Source organism: Actinotignum sp. usb-actsch-rep-73 (genome assembly GCF_059082735.1).
The window spans coordinates 1-18,223 of record NZ_JBHNPV010000021.1; the positions used below are offsets into that span (position 1 = coordinate 1).

Below are 18,223 nucleotides of genomic sequence, written 5' to 3' on the forward strand. Positions count from 1 at the left end.
ATCAGCTTTGAGCGTAAGCGCGTGGGCAAACGGATGGGTCATGGGAGACAATAGAGGCAACACTAGGAGGAAAGTTGAACTTCCATTCGCTTTACGATCAGGGCTTCGCGCGCGTTGCTGCGGTGACGGTTCCTGTTCATCCCGCTCAGCCACTTGCTAACGCTAACGAGGTCATTGACGTTGCTCGCGAGCTTGATGCCAAGGGTGTTGCCGCGGCCGTCTTTCCCGAGCTGGGCATTTCCGGCTACGCCATTGATGATCTGTTGCTTCAGGATGTCGTGCTGGATGAAGTGACTGAGGCTCTGCATCGCATTGCTGTTCAGACGAAGGATCTGTTGCCGATCCTCATTGTTGGTGCCCCGATTCGCAACGATGGTTCCCTCTACAACTGTGCGGTAACGATCCACCGAGGCAAGATCCTGGGTGTCACCCCGAAGTTGCACCTGCCGAACTATCGCGAGTTCTACGAGAAGCGCCATTTCGTGACTCCCGGCCCGACAACTCCTTCCTTCATTGACACAACCGCGTGGGGTTTTGTCGACGATGACTGTGCTTCGGCATCCGTTCCTTTCTCTCCGATCACAATCGATGTTGAGGATGTTCCTGGCCTCGTCATTGCCCCCGAAGTGTGCGAGGACATGTGGGTTCCGCTCACCCCGTCGACTCTTGCTGCTCTGAATGGCGCAACGGTTCTGATGAATCTTTCCGCTTCGCCGATCACCGTTGGTCGTGCGGAAGACCGCCGACTGTTGGTTCGCAGTTTGTCAGCGCGCCTCAACTCCGCCTACGTGTACTGCGCGTCGAGTGCGGGCGAATCGTCAACCGACCTGTCATGGGACGGCCAGACGATGGTGTACGAGGCCGGCGACCTGCTGGCAGAGGGTGAGCGTTTCAAAGCCGGCGGTCGTCAGATCACGATCGCTGACGTGGACATTGATCGTCTTGTCACTGAACGTACGCGCCAGAATTCGTTTAAAGACAACGCGGATCGCTACCTGGGCGAGGATCAGGGGCTGAAGGCAACCGCTCCTATGGACGTCTACACCCAGCTGAACCCACCCCGCACGGATCTTGGTTTGGAACGCCCCGTTGATCGTTTCCCCTTCGTTCCCGACGATCCGGAGCGCCTGGCTCAGGACTGCTACGAGGCCTACAATATTCAGGTTCATGGTCTGGTTCAGCGCCTCAAGGCGATCGGTAATCCGAAGATCGTTATTGGTGTTTCCGGTGGCCTCGATTCCACGCATGCTCTGATCGTCGCGGCGCGCGCAATGGATATGCTGGGTCGGGCGCGAACGGACATCTTGGCCTACACGATGCCCGGTTTCGCAACGTCCGATCACACGAAGTCGAACGCGATTGCGCTGTGCGAAAGCCTCGATATTCCCTGCCAGACGATCGATATTCGCCCGGCGGCTCGCCAGCTGTTGGCCGACATGGGGCATCCCTACGCCGACGGCAACGACACGTATGACGTCACCTTCGAGAATGTTCAGGCAGGTCTGCGCACCGACTACCTGTTCCGCATTGCCAACCACAACGGCGGAATTGTTCTGGGCACGGGTGACCTGTCCGAGCTGGCGCTCGGCTGGTGCACGTACGGCGTGGGCGACCAGATGAGCCACTACGCCGTCAATACGGGTGTTCCGAAGACTCTGATCCAGCATCTGATCCGCTGGGTTGCAGCTTCCGGCCAGTTCTCCGATCGTGCGGGCGAGGTTCTGACCTCGATCCTCGGCACGGAGATTTCTCCCGAATTGGTTCCCGCTAAACCCGGTGAGAAGATGCAGTCCACGCAGGACAAGATCGGCCCGTACAACCTGCAGGATTTCAACCTGTACTACGTGTTGCGTCGAGGGGCTCGTCCGTCGAAGATCGCGTTCCTTGCTGAGAAGGCGTGGGCTGATGTGAATGCTGGCGAGTGGCCGGCCGGATTCCCCGAAGGCGACCGCGTCGCCTATTCACTCGAAGAGATTGTCAAGTGGGAGACCCTGTTCCTGCGCCGCTACTTCACGCAGCAGTTCAAGCGTTCTGCTCTGCCAAATGGCCCGAAGGTTGTGGCTGGTGGCGCTCTATCGCCTCGTGGTGACTGGCGAATGCCATCCGACGTGACTGGTGCACGGTGGATCGCAGAGTTGGAAGAGGCCGTCGCGGGCGTTCCTCACAGTGGTGTTCCGGCTACTCAGACGAAGGAGAACTGATGACGACGCTGACGTTGACCGGCGTGATCGGTTTTGCCGTGATCGCGTGTGTTTTCGGCTTGGTTGCCCTGAAAGGCAGGGCCGGCACTCTGGCACGAGGCTCAGGCTTGGGTCTTCATTCGGCAGTGTTGGAGTCCTCCGACAACGCATGGAATACGGGTCACGAGGCCGCCTGGCCGATCATGGCCATGGCCTGCGTTGTGGCGGTGTTTCACGCGGTTGGCTGCGGTCTTGCTTCACTCATGGGCAATGACGGCGAAGCCTTCCTTCACGTTCTGTTGATCTCCGGGATTATTGTGTCCCTCGCTCTTGGGGCGTTGGCGCGCGCGGCCGCGATTAACGTGGCAAAGCGCCAGGCGGAGTCTGATCAAGCCGAGAGCTGATCTTTATCCTTGATACGGCGCGCCCCGGGTTTCTACCCGGGGGGCGCACGCTATTTCACAGTCAGTGTTTAACGCTCAGTGTCAGCCGGTGGCGCATACGCTGACATCGGGGTGAGCGCCGATTGCGGGGTGTTCACTGCGTCTATACCTGCCGGCTGAATCATGTGAGGAATCCGAGGCACCGGATGAGTGCCAGCGCTTCGTGCCACTGCTCGACGGAGAAGAACCTCCAGGGGACCTCGTTGATATCCTTTCGATTCGAGCACCCAGCAGAACAGCGCCATCAAGGTCCAGACCGCGAGCGCAATAGCAAGCCCGAGGGTCTGGGAAACTCCTCGAATACCCGCCAAGCCGAGAGCAATGAACGTGGCAAGGAAAAGAACGGTCTGGCCAACATATGCGGTCATTGAACGCTTACCAACCGCGATAAAGAAGTGGCGCACTCCCCCGAGATTTTCGCGTGCAGGACCGGCAAGCAACCCGAGCAGGGCCAGCCAACCTGCAGCTCCAAGCAAACCAGTAATCTCGTGAAGAGCGTCCTGACCGAAGAAGTAGGAATCCATCAGGCCCGAATCCTTCAAGGAATAGGACAGGCCACCAAGGGCACCCAGAGCAAGACCCAGGAACGCCACCAGCATCAGGCGCCCCTTGTGAACGTCCGGGCGCGAAATATAGTCCGTGGTGGCCAGCCAAGCACCGAAGACGGTCGCAGGAAGGATTGTCGTCATAATCAGCCCGAGGAGCGACGAGATTACCCAGCCAAAGACGCTGATCAGCGGGTAGTACCAGCCGAGCATCAGGTCGGCGGGAGCGTTCGTCATCTGCGTATTGGTTGCGCCACCAAACCCCTTCAGGCTCTCGCCCCAGTTCACGAACGATTCGGCTCCAAACTGGCTGAGCGTCATGACGGTAAGGACGATGAGAGCAATCACGGTCAAGATCGTGAAGCGTCGCCGCGCAATGAGTCCTGCGAAAACAATCGCAACCAGCGCATACGCGCCGATAATGTCGCCGGAGAAGAAGAGTGCGTGGACAAAGCCGAAGAGGAGCATCCACCAGCCGCGCCTACGGATCAGACGGCGAGAGTCATCAATACTCTCGTTTTCGAATCCTGCGATCCACGTTGCGCGCACCTGCTCAGGCATTCCGGGCAGGTTCTCATCAAGTTCGTCGATTCGACGTTCCACGTATGCGCGCTGGCGTCGCAACACCATCGTCATCAGACCGAAACCGAAAAGCATCGAAAAGAGCGGATACGAGCGGTGGTCGATGAACATTCCGCGAATGAACACCCACCACTGATCGCTCAGTGAGTATTCGGGATTGTCGGGGAAGAAAGAAAGCCAAAACGGCACGTTTGCGACCGCGATCAGAATCAGCATGAAGCCGCGTGCAAGATCCGGCGCGGGATAGCGGACAGAGTTCTTCGGGGTAAACGAGGCCGAGCTAGACATACTCGAACACTATCCAAGGATTCGGGCTCGCTTCAATCAGGTGTCTCCCTGATTTGCTTGTAGGCGCTCGCTGAACAAGCGCGACCGCAAGCTAAGCAAACGGTGAACAAGCGCGGTCGAGCAAGGTAGCGAAAATAAAGGAGGCGCGGCCTCGTCGAAGACAACACGACCGCGCCACATTGAAACTTTTCGCTCAGGCGAACAGCTTCTCACCCACGTAGGTGTCGGAATCCTTCACGCCCGGCAACACAAAGTACATGCCGGTCGCGATGTGCTGGAGGTACTCCGTCATCTGGTCGTTCACCATCTTCGACAGGATCGGAATGAAGTTCGTCGAAGGATCACGGACGAAAACGATGAAGAACAGGCTGGCTTCGAGGCGACCCAGCTTGTCCACCTGCTCTTTTACCGCGCTTGTTCACCACCACCCGCTCTTCTACCGCGCTTGTTCGCCGCTTCACCCCTCCAATCAGGCAGGAAAGGTTAGGCAAACCGTAGAGATATCCGCAAAATACGTAGCTCGTTAAGCGTCGCAAATCCGCGCCACAGACAAGGAAAGACACGAGGAATGTGGGCGCGGCCTCGTGAATTCATCAGTGCACGTCACCGAATTATTCGCACCAGCTTGCGAAAAACAAAAGGCGAGAAAAACACCAAAAGATCTGACACTTTCAAACGGGACAACGGTCCCGAATTGGTGAACAAGCACGCAATAGCGTGGGGACGAACACGGCGTTTTCTGGGCGCAATCCAGCACACGGAAACTGCCAGATCTACTGACACATTCCCTTCCAAGGAGTCCTAATGACCGAGTTCTTCTACGAAGACATGCTGCCGCTGGGTGAAGACACAACCGAGTACCGTCTGCTCACCACCGAAGGCGTCGAAACCGTTGAAGGCCCTGACGGAACACAGTTCCTCAAGGTTGCCCCCAGCGCACTCGAACTACTGGCGAAAACCGCGTACCACGACATCTCGTACTACCTGCGCACCGCGCACCTCGAACAGCTGGCGAAGATCCTCGAAGACCCGGAAGCATCCGCAAACGACCGCTTCGTCGCACTCGACCTACTGAAGAACGCAAACGTTGCCTCCGCAGGCGTTCTGCCGATGTGTCAGGACACGGGCACGGCCATCATCAAGGGCGAACGTGGCCAGCGCGTCATCACCGAAGGTGTGGACGGCAAGCCCCTGGCGCACGGTGTCTACGACGCCTACACCGAGCTCAACCTGCGTTACTCACAGAACGCTCCGATCACCATGTACGAAGAGAAGAACACGGGCTGCAACCTGCCGGCGCAGATCGAACTCTACGCGGACACGCAGGTCGGTCACGAGCTCGACTACCACTTCCTGTTCATGGCTAAGGGTGGCGGTAGCGCGAACAAGTCGTACCTGTACCAGATGACGAAGGCAATCCTTGATCCGGAACACATGATGCAGTTCCTGGAAGAAAAGATTCGTTCCCTCGGCACCGCAGCATGCCCGCCGTACCACTTGGCAATCGTCATCGGTGGCACCTCCGCTGAATACGCGCTCAAGACCGCGAAGTACGCGTCCGCTCACTACCTCGATACGCTACCGACCACCGGCTCGGAACTGGCGCACGGCTTCCGCGATGTCGAGATGGAAGACGAGGTCTTCAAGCTGACCCAGCAGATGGGCATCGGCGCCCAGTTCGGCGGCAAGTACTTCTGCCACGACGTCCGCGTCATTCGTCTCCCTCGCCACGGCGCATCCCTACCGGTCGCCATCGCGGTATCCTGCTCAGCTGACCGCCAGGCAAAGGCAAAGATCACGCCCGAGGGTGTCTTCTTGGAGCAGCTCGACTTCAACCCCGGCCGTTTCCTGCCGGCAACCGACCCGTCTGAGCTGGGCGAAGACACCGGCGCCGTGTCGATCGACCTCGACCGCCCGATGAGCGAAATCCTTGCCGAACTGTCGAAGTACCCGGTGAAGACGCGCCTGTCCTTGAACGGCACGATGATCGTTGCCCGCGATATCGCCCACGCGAAGATCCGCGAGCGCATCGAAAACGGCGAGCCGATGCCGGAATACATGCTCAAGCACCCCGTCTACTACGCGGGCCCAGCGAAGACTCCGGAAGGTATGCCGTCCGGCTCCTTCGGCCCGACGACCGCGGGCCGCATGGACTCCTACGTGGATCAGTTCCAGGCGCTCGGCGGATCCATGATCATGGTCGCGAAGGGCAACCGCTCCAAGCAGGTTACCGACGCCTGCCACAAGCACGGCGGTTTCTACCTCGGCTCAATCGGTGGTCCGGCTGCTGAACTGGCCGCAAACTGCATCAAGAAGGTCGAACTTCTTGAATACCCGGAGCTCGGCATGGAAGCCGTGTGGAAGATCGAAATCGAAGACTTCCCAGCCTTCATCGTCGTCGACGACAAAGGCAACGACTTTTTCGCGGGCACGCAGGAGGTCACGCTGACAATCGGCAAACGCCCCGGCATGTGCTGATTGTGTTTCTGCCGGCGGGCATCGCGGTTGCGTGGTGTCCGCCAGCAGCTGTGTGTCGGCTTCGTAATTGAGATGAACGAGGCTGCCGCCACGCCCTACCCCGCGCTTGTTCACGGGCAGAGCGAAAACCGACGAGCACGAAAATGGGCTGCGGCAAATGCGCGCTTGTTCACGTTCCTTCCGGTTCAAGTGCGCGCTTGTTGACCACTCAATCAACCTCAGAGGGGAATGACATCACCGCCGGCGGTGAACAAGCGAAGTCCTCAGCAAGTAAGTCGGTGAACAAGCGCGGTCGGGCCTAAATTCCGATCGCGAGCGCGAACTCGGCCTTGATGGTTTCGAGTCTCGCCCGAGCCTCGTCCCACGGCACTTCTCCGCCACCTGGAGCATCGAGAATGACCTCGAGGTAGCACTTGAGCTTCGGCTCGGTGCCGGACGGCCGGGCGATGACGCGGTCGTTCGCCTCAGTGGTGACCATGATCGCGTTCGTACCCGGCAGGCCGTCCCACCCCTGAGACATGTCGACGACGGAGACGACCGACGAGCCCGCGAGCTGCGACGGCGGGTTCCCGCGCAGACGATCCATGCCCTCGGCGATGAGACCGAGATTCTCGACGCGGAAGGTGAGCGGCATCGTCACGTAGCAGCCGTAGGCGCGAGCCATTCGCTCGAGCTCGTCCTGGCCGGTGTGGCCCTGCGCCTTAAGCTCGGCGAACAGGGAGGCGGCGACGACCGAGGTCGAGATGCCGTCCTTGTCGCACACGTGCTCGGGATCGGGGCAGAAGCCGATGGCCTCCTCGTAGCCGAAGACGATGCCCGGGGTGCGGGCGATCCACTTGAATCCCGTGAGGGTGTGGCGGTAGTCGAGGCCGTGCGCCAGGGCGATCCGCTCGAGCTGGCGGCTCGACACGATCGAGTTGGCGAAGACCCCGCCCTTCGGGGCCCGCCCGGCCAGGAACTCGCCGAGGATCGAACCGGTCTCGTCGCCGGTGAGCTGACGCCATCCGCTCGCCGAGGCCTCGTCCGGAATGGCGAGGGCGCAACGATCGGCGTCGGGGTCGACTGCGATAATGAGGTCCGAGCCGTGCTCGCGCGCATGCGCCATCGCCAGATCGAGGGCGCCGGGCTCCTCCGGGTTCGGGAAGGAGACGGTCGGGAAATCGGGGTCGGGCGCCGCCTGCTCGGCGACGAGCGACACCCGGGTAAAACCCGCCTCCTTGAGGACGCGCTCGGTGAGCGCTCCGCCGACGCCGTGCATCGCGGTCAGGGTGATCTTGAGGTCTCCCCGGTGGTCGCCGGCGGCCAAGGCCGCGGCGACTGCAACGTAGTCGTCGCGCGGATCGACCTGCTCAATGCGCTCCTCGTCCTGGGGGACCTCGTCGGCCGGGGCGGCTGCCGCGATGGCGGTGGCGATGCCAGCGTCGTGCGGAGGCACGATCAGGGCGCCCTGACCGGCGTCGGTGACGATGCTTCCGCCGAGGTAGACCTTGTAGCCATTGTCCTTGGCGGGGTTGTGCGAAGCGGTGATCATGATGCCCGCGTCGGCGTCGAGGGCGCGCACCGCGAAGGAGGTGAGCGGGGTGGGGTGCGAGACGGGGAGGGCCAGAGCCCGGCAGCCCGCCGCCGACACAACGCGCGCGGCCACACGGGCGAAATCGACGGAGCCGTGCCGGGCGTCGCAACCGATGACGACGCGAGGTTCGCGCTCGGTTTGCGTCTTGAGGTAGGCGGCGAGGCCCGCGGTCGCACGGATGACGACGGCGAGGTTCATCCGAGATTCACCCGGGCCAATCTCGCCGCGCAGACCCGCGGTGCCGAACTCAAGGGGCCCGTTCATCGCGGCCCGCAGTTCGGCCAGTGCGACCTCGTCACCCGCCGAAGCGGCCTCGACGGAAGCGAGGAGCGCTGAGGAGGTCTGGCCGTCCGGATCATGGGTGGCCCATTCGCGGGCCGTCGCGAGAAGCTGATCGTTCATCGCCTCACTCCTCGATGCCCTCGAGGATCGCGACCGTCGCCGATACGCCGAGACGCGAGGCTCCGGCCTCAATCATGGCGAGCGCGGTCGTGGCATCGCGGATCCCGCCCGAAGCCTTGACGCCAAGGCGGTCGCCGACCGTTTCGCGCATGAGCTTAACGGCGTGCACCGAGGCGCCACCGGCGGGGTGGAAGCCGGTGGAGGTCTTCACGAAGTCGGCCCCCGCGTTCTCGGAGGCGCGGCAGGCCATGACGATCTCCTCATCGGTCAGGGCAGCGGACTCAATGATGACCTTGAGGACGCGTGGAGCGGGGACGGCGTCGCGCACGGCGCGGATCTCAGCTTCGAGCTCAGCCTCACGGCCTTCTTTCACGAGGGCGATGTTGATGACCATGTCGACTTCGTCGGCGCCGTCCTCAACGGCGCGCGTGGCCTCGGCGGCCTTGATCTCAGGCTTGACAGCGCCCGAGGGGAAGCCCGCGACGCAGGCGACCATGAGGCCCTCGGGGGTCTCGAGGGGCAGCATGGAGGGCGAGACGCACACCGAGTAGGTGCCGAGTTCGGCGCCCTGGGCGACGAGGGCCGCGACATCGGCGGCGGTCGCCTCGGGCTTGAGGAGGGTGTGGTCGATCATCTGGGCGACTTCAGTCTTCTTCATGGTGGTGCCTTCCTCAGATCTGCGCCAGGGGTGGCGCGAGTTCCATCATCTGGGTGAACGCTGTCTCGCGTTCCTTTGCGGTTGTGGCTTCGCCCGGGACGGCGAAACCATTCGCCGGGCGTCCTTGCGCCGGGGTCCGATTAGACTAATCAGAGGTATTCCAAAGTGTCAAGCTTTACTTTTACATTTGTTTGCGACGAGGGCGGGGCTCAGGCGGGAGAGGATTCGGCGAGAAGCATCCTCGCGAGATCCTGATCGACCACGACATGCGTCGCCAAGCCCATCCGCAGAGCTGCCGCAAAAGCCACAGCCTTCTTCGGACCGCCCGCGACGAGCACGCGGATTGGACGCGAGGCAAGATCCTTCAAGGAAATGCCCACGGTCCTCTCATCGATTCCCGGCACCGCGATCTCGCCCTCGGCGGTGAAGAAGCGCGAACACGCATCCCCCACCGCCTTAGCGAGCAACTCAGTCACCTCGGATCCCTTGAGGCGGGAATGGCTAATCGCCAGGCTCTCGGCGGCGACGTCCCCGACCGTGAAGACCACGAGATCCGTCTGCCTGCCAGCCTCGAGGATCGCCGCGATATACGGGTCCGAGCACACGATCTCCAAGGTGCGGACATCCTCGAAGATCACCGGCAGGGGCAAGTAGCGCGGAATCGCATTGAAGGCCTCGCAGAAAGCCCTCATGACCTCGAAATCATTGGCCACCTCCGAGGAATGCGAGATCCCACCCTTGAGCTGCACGATCTCGATATCGCGCCTCAGCGTGCGACCCAGACGCGACGCGATTGCGTTCATCGTCCGCCCCCAAGAGACGCCGACGCTCATGCCGTCCTTGACGAGGGACTCGACGAGGCCGGCGCCGACGCGCCCGAGATCGTCAAGGTTCTCGCGCTCGGATGCACCGAAACCATGGACGACCCGCGCTTCAACCAAGCCGAATCGCTGAGCGAGCTGCTCGCCCAGCACAGACGAAGTCTCTCGTGGATCGTGGATCTCCACGGTGACGAACCCGGCCTTTTTCCCGCGTAGCAGGAGCTTGGCGACGGTCGGACGCGAAATGCCCATCTTAGCCGCAACTTCGGCCTGGCTCAGGCCACGCTCAAAATAGAGCCGGACGGCGTCGATCGCCTGTTCGTCTCTCTTATCCACTCCTCCTCCTTCCGAGTCGTGATCCGCTCCCCGATGCACGCAACCACGGGCATCCTTGCCAGGGGATCGGAATCGAAACGGGCATCAACTTTGACATCCCGCAAATCCCAAGATTAACAAATAGACACCCTACTCGTGAACGAAAATCATTTATTTACTTCTCAAAGACCCTTATTGTCCGCCCGAGTATGCGAATACAGAACATCCCAGTCGGGATCGAAGCACACATGGTTACCACGGGGCCCTCACCCTAGTAAGGGCCACCTTGCTCCATCAAACATGCCGAAGCCCCCACCACGCACTCGCCCTGCAACGGCTAAGCGGAGACGAGAAGCGCCCAAGCACGGCAAAGAACCGCGACCGTACGCACCTAGGCGATCCCACAATGGAGGTTGAAGAAGAAGTCAGCTTGGCTGATAGGGCGAGACCACCACATCCACCTTCTGCAAGTCTTTGACTTCCGAATAGCCGGTCGATGCCATGGTTCTCTTCAGGGCACCAACAAAGTTCAGGGAACCGTCTGCACGCGTCGAAGGACCGTAGAGAATCTGCTGCAGGCTTCCGGATGTGCCTACGTGAACACGCTGACCGCGAGGCATGTCTGGGTGCGTGGCCTCGGAACCCCAATGCCAACCGCGCCCGGGCGCTTCTTCCGCGCGAGCCAGAGCGGCACCCAGCATGACCGCATCCGCACCACAGGCGATGGCGCGCGATAAATCACCAGAACGCCCAATGCCACCGTCAGCAATGACGTGAACGTAGCGTCCGCCGGATTCATCCATGTAATCGCGACGCGCAGCGGCCACATCGGCGATTGCTGTTGCCATCGGGGCGTGCACGCCGAGCGATTGACGGGTCGAGTGTGCCGCTCCCCCGCCAAATCCGACAAGAACACCGGCGGCACCCGTGCGCATCAGATGCAACGCTGCCGTATTCGTGCAGACTCCACCAACAATGACGGGGACATCGAGTTCATAGATGAACCGCTTGAGGTTGAGGGGCTCAGATCGGCTGGAAACATGTTCTGCAGAGACTGTTGAGCCTCGGATGACGAAAAGGTCCACGCCCGCATCGACGACTGCTCGCCAGTACTTTTGGGTACGCTGAGGCGACAACTTACCTGCAACAACTACGCCGGCTTGCCGAAGTTGAGCGAGGCGAGCAGTGATAAGCGACGGCTTAATTGGTTCCGAATAGATCTGTTGGAGTCGCGCAATAGACTCGTCTTCTCCAAGATGGGAGATTTCTTCGAGAAGTGGCTCCGGATCTTCGTAGCGCGTCCATAGACCGTCCAGATCTAGAACACCCAACCCGCCGAGTTTTCCGAATGCGATTGCTGTTTCGGGGCTCATGACCGAGTCCATGGGGGCAGCCATGATCGGAATATCGACGTGGTAGGCGTCGATTTGCCAGCCGACGTTCACATCTTCGGGATCACGAGTGCGCCTTGAGGGAACCAGGGCAATATCGTCCAGACTGTAAGCGCGTCGCGCACGCTTTCCACGACCAATTTCAACTTCGTTGCTCACGACTTGATACTAACCACTTTGGGCCACTGACATGCGCTTTTGTTGATGATTGCAGCGTGGGTGCGATGAGGTAGTCGACGAGGCCGGCTTCGCCGACCTGATGATTGCCATTTTGTTTCTCCATGGTTTAGGCGACACTAGTTCCATGAATGAAAACACTTCTTGGATTGATCAGCCTTGGCTTGGTTTCGACACAGAGACAACCGGCACAAATCCTCTTTCGGATCGCCTTGTCACGGCTGCGCTTGTTTTGCGACGCGGGGGTATCAACCCGTCTGGCCCTGACGAAGTTGTCACATGGCTAGCTAATCCCGGGGTAGAGATCCCTGAAAGCGCCAGCGCTGTTCACGGGATTTCCAACGAAAAAGCTCAAACCCAGGGACGGAATATTTCCGAGGTTTTAAATGAGGTTGCTGATTCTTTGGTTGCGCACTGGCAACGCGGATTCCCTGTTGTTGTCTTCAATGCGGCGTTCGATATTACGTTGATGAATGCCGAGCTCACTCGCCATGGTCTGCAGACTTTGGAAGAACGCCTTGGTGGCCCTGTTGGACTCATTCTTGATCCGATCGTCCTTGATCGTCACTTCGATAAGTACCGGAAGGGAAAGCGAACCCTGACCACCATGGCACCGCACTACGGTGTGGATCCGGATCCGAATGCTCACACGGCAGAAGTTGACGTTTCGATGACATTAGACGTGTTGGCAAAGATTGCCCAGGCGTTTGGCGCTCCGCTCACGCTAAGCAACGCTCATGCGTTGATGGCATTGCAGGCCAGCGCTTTTAAAGAATGGGCTCAGGGGCTTGAAACCTACTTTGCACGTCAGGGTAAACCCCAGCAGATTGATTCCCAGTGGCCACAAAGGGCTCTCAATAGCTGAAGGGGTTAGCATCCCCATCATTAAACGGGTCGGTTAATGAAAGAGGTCGATGACCCAATAGAACGCCCTTGTTGCTATCGGGTCACCAGTCTTCAGCGCGCTGTCGCTTCCATGTGCGGGCGCAACTTCGTCCCATAGGTGGGACTGATTAGACGCGTGGTGGCCAGCGCTAAGCGCTGACCACCACTGTGACGTCACTTGGTATCGATCAGGTCTTTCCATGTGCGCTTCTCACCGACCAGAAGGCTGAAGTGCTTGTTCTGTTCAGCGATCGCCGCATCGGTTGCGGGATTCTTAATCAGTGCCGCAAGAACCTCGGGGGCAGCAGTGATAGCGCCAACGCCCTGGCGGACCAGTTCAAGAACCTGTTCAGAGTTTTTGAAGGAGGCAGCCAAAACATCAGCTTCCATCCCATACGACTTCAGCGTGCGGTGGATTTCGCTAGCAACGCGAACACCATCAATGCCGTAGTTATCCATGCGGTTCACGTAGGGAGCAACATAGCGGGCACCAGCCTTTGCTGCCATGAATCCCTGCATCGAAGAGTGAATGCCTGTTGCCGTCACCTGCATGCCCTCTGCGACAATGCGAGGAATTGCCGCGAAGCCGTCGCGAGTGACAGGAAGCTTCACAAATAGGTTGCCACCAATTTCTTCACGCAGAGCACGCGCTTCGGCAACCATATCGTCGGCTCGTTCCGACACGATCTGAACATGCAACTGCGACCCATAGGGCAGCAAATCTTGGATCTTATGCAGAACATCCAAAGGCTCTTTGCCCTCGCGGTACAAGATGGTCGGGTTAGTCGTAACACCGTCAATCGGAAGGTAGGACAGTGTCTGTTCAATTGCTTCGACGTTTGCATAATCGATCAGGATGAGCATGTGCGCGATCCCCTTTTTCAACAGTGTGAAAACATGTTCCGACAGGTTCAGATTAATGCCCATTTTGGCACAAAAATAGGACCCCCGTCGCATACGCAAAACCGCCTGCGACGAGGGTCAATACCTGTCAAACGTTTATCAGCGAGAAGACCCTGACGAATGGTAGTTCGGAGCTTCGCTGGTCATCTGCACATCGTGCGGATGAGATTCGCGCAGACCTGCAGATGTGATTCGAACAAAGCGACCATTCTTCTTGATCTCCTCGATCGACGAAGCCCCCAGATAGAACATCGTCTGATGCAGGCCACCAACAAGCTGGTAAATCACCGAGGCAAGTGAACCAGTGAACGGAACCTGCCCTTCAATACCTTCTGGAACGATCTTGTCATCACTGGTGACATCGGCCTGGAAGTAGCGGTCCTTCGAGTAGGACTTGCGACCACGCGAGCTCATTGCGCCCAGCGACCCCATACCACGGTAACGCTTGTACTGCTTACCATTCGTGAAGACAACCTCACCCGGGGACTCTTCACAGCCGGCCAGAAGCGAGCCGAGCATGACCGTATCAGCACCGGCCACAAGAGCCTTACCGATATCACCCGAGTACTGCAGACCACCGTCAGCGATCAGCGGAACACCGGCGGGCTTACACGCTTTAGCAGCCAAGTAAATTGCAGTAATCTGCGGGACGCCCACGCCAGCAACCACTCGGGTGGTGCAAATCGAGCCCGGGCCAACACCAACCTTCACCGCATCGACACCGGCATCAATCAGCGCTTGAGCACCTTCAGTGGTTGCGACATTGCCACCGATGATCTGAACGCCAGCGAACAACGGATCCGCCTTAATACGGCGAATCATATCCAGCGCAAGCTGGGCGCCACCGTTAGCCGTATCAACAACAAGAACGTCAACACCTGCTTCAGCGAGCGCGGTTGCACGTTCCCACGTATCACCCCAATAACCAACAGCAGCGCCGACAACCAGACGACCACGGTCATCCTTCGTCGCGTTCGGGTACTGCTCGGTCTTCACGAAGTCCTTGACCGTGATCAAGCCGGTCAACCTATTATTCTCGTCAATAATCGGAAGCTTCTCCACTCGATGCTCAGCCAGCAAAGCCTTCGCATCTTCACGAGAAATACCAACCTGACCCACAACAAGATCCTCGCGCGGGGTCATGCAATCGCGAACCTTCAGCGTTGCCCACTGGGATTCAGGGACAAAACGCAGGTCACGGTTCGTGATGATGCCAACAAGACCATTTTCTTCGTCAACAACAGGAAGACCAGACACACGATAGTGACCGCAAAGCTCATCAAGCTGTTCGATGGTCGCATCGGGACCAACAGTCACAGGATCTTCAACCATTCCAGATTCGGAGCGCTTCACCTGACGAACATGCTGCGCTTGTTCTTCAATCGAAAGATTGCGGTGAAGGATGCCAATACCACCCTGACGAGCCATGGCAATCGCCATACGAGCTTCAGTCACAGTATCCATTGCTGCAGAAAGCAACGGAACACGCAGGGTAATTTTCTTCGTCAGCCGCGACGTAGTGTCAACAGTGGATGGAACGACGTCAGTCAGCTCTGGGAGCAGAAGAACGTCATCGTAAGTAAGGCCAGTCAGTGAGAACGGATCATGCTCTAAAAAGTCTCCCATGAGCCAAGTCTAGGCTGTGGCTCAAGCCGGATAAAAACTTCGGACGAACCTCACAATTCCGAGTGGTCGTGTGCCCTCACCTGCGCTAATGCCGCCGCGAATCCCGGATACAAGCCAATACGAGGCAACAGCAACATCTGACCGACATGGTAGGCATCAGCCTTGCCTGCCCAGACAGTTTCACTCTCGTGTCCATCTGCGTCGACTTCATGGATCCAGCGTCCCGGGCCAGCATGAATGACCTGATCCGCCCACGCCACATAGCGAGCGAAACGCTCCGACTGGACCATGACGTCGTCATCATTACCTAGTTCTTCACTGACTTTACCCAGAGCGAGCGTTGCATTCACAGCTTCGCAAGCAACCCAGTGCATGCGAGTATCCACAACAGTCTTTCCATCAAAGTCCGTCGTGTAAACGATCCCACCCTTTTCGCTGTCCCAACCATCCTCATCCGCTCGATCAACAAGGCAATGCGCAACGTCATACATCCATTCACTCGGAGTATCCCCGCACGCAATGAGTGAGGCTCGACCATGCAGGATCAAACGCGCCCACTCAAACCCGTGTCCCGGAGTTGCACCGTAAGGACGGAAAGGATCAGCGGGATTTTCAATGAACATCTCGGGACAAACAACCCAGTTTTTATCGAAGTGCTCAGGCAAGCGCCAACCAAAGCGAGCACCAAGATCGGCAACAAAACGCATCATTTCGCGCGCACGATCCAACCAACGTCGTTCACCCGTCGCATCGAAGGCAGCAAGATACGCCTCGACCGTGTGCATATTCGCGTTCAGACCTCGATATTCTTCACACTCGCTCCAGTCGCGGTTCCACGAGTTCGCGACGCGCCCATACGACGGTTCCCACCAGTGCGCGTCCTGATCGGCAAGCGCTTCATCAAGCAACGCCCGGCCTCGTTCATGCCCAGCCAAATAGGAAGCGGCAGTCGCGAGAATCACGAACGCGTGCGCATAGGCTTCCTTGCGGATCGGCTCAACCGGGCGAGCATGTTCCCCCGTCGCATCCAGAGCGGAGAACCACCCGCCGTATTCATCGTCATGCAACGAGGTGGACAGCGCATCAAGCCCGTGCTCGACAAGACCAGACACTCCCTGGACACCACGCATCTCAGCAAGTGCAAACACGTACGTCATTCGACACGTAATCCACAGCTCAACGCCCTTGGACTCTGTAATAGCACCATCGGCATCCAGATAACCGAAGCCAGCAGGGCACGCTGAAGCTGAAGCGAACTCAACAAGCGCAGAGAAATCAGCATCAAAAGCGCCGATAAGAGCGGAATCATTCCAGGGGGTCTTCATTGTCACTCCCGGTCAAAAGATGTGCGTAACACCGATAAAGGTATCACTGCCTCAAGTTTCGATGAGAGGTTCTATGGGACTTGTTAAGACACAACCGAGGAAAGATCAACACCGGGCGCAAGTACCGCAAGAGTTTCTTCTACGCCGGCAGCAATTGTGCGCACGCGCAGGACGCGCTCATCAACGACCTTCGGAGCATCCGCGCCAACCAGCATGACATCAAGGTCAAGATCAGTAGTAAGACCATGAATAAATTTCTCGCAGGTTGCTCCAGAACCCATGACAATAGCCAACACGACCGGGCGTTCTTCGGTATGAAGCGCAACGCGAGCACACGCTCCCTGATCATCAACTGTCGCAGTCGAAACGACGCGCACATCGATGCCGTACCAGCCAAGAGCAACACCAAGAACGTGCGCTCCCAGCTCGTGGACAACGTCCGTAAGAACAACAACAGCCCCCGGGGCTGTCTGAGGAGAAACGCACTCGCTAGCAAACTGAGCAAGCACATCAAGGAAAGCGTTTTGAAGAATCGTAGACGGCGCACATCCAGGTTTCTGCCCGCATGTGGAGGCACGCAAGGTGTCGAGCGCTGGGCTGACTAAGCGACTCCAAGTATGAACAAGCCCCTCGTCGCCCACCGCGGAACGAAGGACATTCTTCAGCTGATGCCCGTGGCAGGCTGATACACAATTCAGTAGTTCAGAAACCGTATGAGGAACGGGCAGGTCTTCTTGACGTGAACGCGCAGGGGCCGTCGCCAACACGGTAGCGGCAGCATCTGCGGGAGAAACCCCCTGATGCACAAGGTCAACCATCGCGGTCAAACGCGCAACATCGCTGGCACGATAGCGACGATGAGTTCCTGCTTGGCGTTCATCTGGGCCAAGACCATAGCGTCGTTCCCAGGTGCGAAGAGTCGAGGGGGAGATTCCGAGACGAACGGAAACAGCAGTCACTGTCAGCGGAGCATCGACGCCTGAATCAGCTGAAGACGCAAGATGTGCGCGAGGCATGTCGTTTCCTTTCCGCTCGCCAGCTACCAACGTTTTTATTCAACGTTGTTCACCCCTACAACGATTGTTCACCGAAGAGCGAGCTTTCGCCACCGGAGCGAAGAAGATGTGTCAAGTAAGTGAGACAAATCTTCTTCATGGCATTCCGCATGTTTTGTAGCGATATATTCAGATTTTTCTCAGGTTTATTGCCTTTTCTGAGAAATAACTAAGAATGTATGAACGGGTCTTGAACAACTTACGAACAATATCTAAACTGATGGAGGCTGCTCGCGAAGAAGTACTTCGACTGGCAGTCACCGAATGAGAGGTACACATGTCTGACGTTTCACGTCTCCCCGGCCCAATGATCGACGCTTGGGATTGGCAGTACGACGGCGCATGCCGTGACCTCGACACCGAGCTCTTCTTCCACCCTGAAGGCGAACGCGGTTCAACGCGTCGCCGTCGCGCAGCAAACGCAAAGGCAATCTGCGCAACATGCCCCGTGATCGACCAGTGCCGCGAATACGCGCTGGCATCACAAGAGCCCTACGGCATCTGGGGCGGAATGACAGAAGAAGAACGACGCGAAGAAATACGTTCATCGCATCGTCAGCGTCGAGCGTCGTAATC

Annotated in this window: 15 protein-coding genes; 5 read left to right on the plus strand and 10 right to left on the minus strand. The window is 58.6% G+C overall.

Annotation, left to right across the window (positions count from 1 at the left end; genetic code table 11):
* Positions 1–74 precede the first annotated feature (74 nt).
* Both AC5RE1_RS01250 and AC5RE1_RS01255 read left to right on the plus strand, forming a co-directional pair.
* Positions 75–2,201, plus strand: a complete 2,127-nt coding sequence (locus AC5RE1_RS01250) for an NAD(+) synthase (RefSeq protein ID WP_006681433.1) — start codon at positions 75–77, stop codon at positions 2,199–2,201.
* Positions 2,201–2,584: a hypothetical protein gene (locus AC5RE1_RS01255; RefSeq protein ID WP_493938220.1), complete on the plus strand. Its 384-nt coding sequence runs from the start codon at positions 2,201–2,203 to the stop codon at positions 2,582–2,584. Before AC5RE1_RS01250 ends, AC5RE1_RS01255 begins: the two co-directional genes overlap by 1 nt.
* Before the next feature lie 68 nt (positions 2,585–2,652).
* On the opposite strand, the gene AC5RE1_RS01260 is transcribed toward AC5RE1_RS01255, so the two are convergent.
* Together AC5RE1_RS01260 and AC5RE1_RS01265 are read right to left on the minus strand one after the other, a co-directional pair.
* Positions 2,653–4,038 carry a DUF418 domain-containing protein gene (locus AC5RE1_RS01260; RefSeq protein ID WP_493938221.1) on the minus strand — a complete coding sequence of 462 codons (1,386 nt, stop codon included), beginning with the start codon at positions 4,036–4,038 and terminating at the stop codon, positions 2,653–2,655.
* A 193-nt stretch (positions 4,039–4,231) separates the two neighbouring features.
* Positions 4,232–4,435: a hypothetical protein gene (locus tag AC5RE1_RS01265; protein ID WP_493938222.1), complete on the minus strand. Its 204-nt coding sequence runs from the start codon at positions 4,433–4,435 to the stop codon at positions 4,232–4,234.
* A 407-nt stretch (positions 4,436–4,842) separates the two neighbouring features.
* Here AC5RE1_RS01265 and AC5RE1_RS01270 point away from each other — a divergent pair, with 407 nt between their 5' ends.
* Positions 4,843–6,516 (plus strand): fumarate hydratase, encoded by a 1,674-nt coding sequence (locus AC5RE1_RS01270; protein ID WP_006681437.1) that lies wholly within the window; start codon positions 4,843–4,845, stop codon positions 6,514–6,516.
* A 298-nt stretch (positions 6,517–6,814) separates the two neighbouring features.
* Here AC5RE1_RS01270 and AC5RE1_RS01275 read toward each other — a convergent pair whose 3' ends face one another.
* The 4 genes from AC5RE1_RS01275 to AC5RE1_RS01290 all read right to left on the minus strand — a co-directional run bounded on the left by AC5RE1_RS01275 (position 6,815) and on the right by AC5RE1_RS01290 (position 11,835).
* Positions 6,815–8,491, minus strand: coding sequence for a phospho-sugar mutase (locus AC5RE1_RS01275; protein WP_493938223.1), 1,677 nt, complete (start codon positions 8,489–8,491; stop codon positions 6,815–6,817).
* Positions 8,492–8,495: 4 nt separating this feature from the next.
* Positions 8,496–9,149, minus strand: coding sequence for a deoxyribose-phosphate aldolase (gene deoC, locus AC5RE1_RS01280; RefSeq protein WP_006681440.1), 654 nt, complete (start codon positions 9,147–9,149; stop codon positions 8,496–8,498).
* A gap of 209 nt (positions 9,150–9,358) precedes the next feature.
* On the minus strand, positions 9,359–10,306 hold the full coding sequence (locus AC5RE1_RS01285) for a sugar-binding transcriptional regulator (protein WP_285069638.1): 948 nt from the start codon (positions 10,304–10,306) through the stop codon (positions 9,359–9,361).
* 404 nt (positions 10,307–10,710) lie between these two features.
* On the minus strand, positions 10,711–11,835 hold the full coding sequence (locus AC5RE1_RS01290; RefSeq protein WP_270772143.1) for a GuaB3 family IMP dehydrogenase-related protein: 1,125 nt from the start codon (positions 11,833–11,835) through the stop codon (positions 10,711–10,713).
* Between the two features lie 145 nt (positions 11,836–11,980).
* Between AC5RE1_RS01290 and AC5RE1_RS01295 the strand changes: the two genes are divergently transcribed.
* Positions 11,981–12,718, plus strand: coding sequence for an exonuclease domain-containing protein (locus AC5RE1_RS01295; protein WP_493938224.1), 738 nt, complete (start codon positions 11,981–11,983; stop codon positions 12,716–12,718).
* A gap of 194 nt (positions 12,719–12,912) precedes the next feature.
* On the opposite strand, the gene AC5RE1_RS01300 is transcribed toward AC5RE1_RS01295, so the two are convergent.
* The 4 genes from AC5RE1_RS01300 to AC5RE1_RS01315 form a co-directional block, all read right to left on the minus strand.
* Entirely contained in the window at positions 12,913–13,602 is a 690-nt protein-coding gene (locus tag AC5RE1_RS01300) for a transaldolase family protein (protein ID WP_040318656.1), read from the minus strand.
* 138 nt (positions 13,603–13,740) lie between these two features.
* Positions 13,741–15,267 (minus strand): IMP dehydrogenase, encoded by a 1,527-nt coding sequence (gene guaB, locus AC5RE1_RS01305; RefSeq protein ID WP_006681445.1) that lies wholly within the window; start codon positions 15,265–15,267, stop codon positions 13,741–13,743.
* A gap of 50 nt (positions 15,268–15,317) precedes the next feature.
* Entirely contained in the window at positions 15,318–16,592 is a 1,275-nt protein-coding gene (locus AC5RE1_RS01310; protein WP_103631659.1) for an AGE family epimerase/isomerase, read from the minus strand.
* 83 nt (positions 16,593–16,675) lie between these two features.
* On the minus strand, positions 16,676–17,608 hold the full coding sequence (locus tag AC5RE1_RS01315; protein ID WP_103631661.1) for a MerR family transcriptional regulator: 933 nt from the start codon (positions 17,606–17,608) through the stop codon (positions 16,676–16,678).
* A gap of 316 nt (positions 17,609–17,924) precedes the next feature.
* On the opposite strand from AC5RE1_RS01315, the gene AC5RE1_RS01320 reads away from it, so the two are divergent.
* A complete protein-coding gene (locus AC5RE1_RS01320) occupies positions 17,925–18,221 on the plus strand; it encodes a WhiB family transcriptional regulator (RefSeq protein ID WP_006681448.1) in 297 nt (98 codons plus the stop codon).
* The last annotated feature ends 2 nt before the right edge of the window (positions 18,222–18,223 follow it).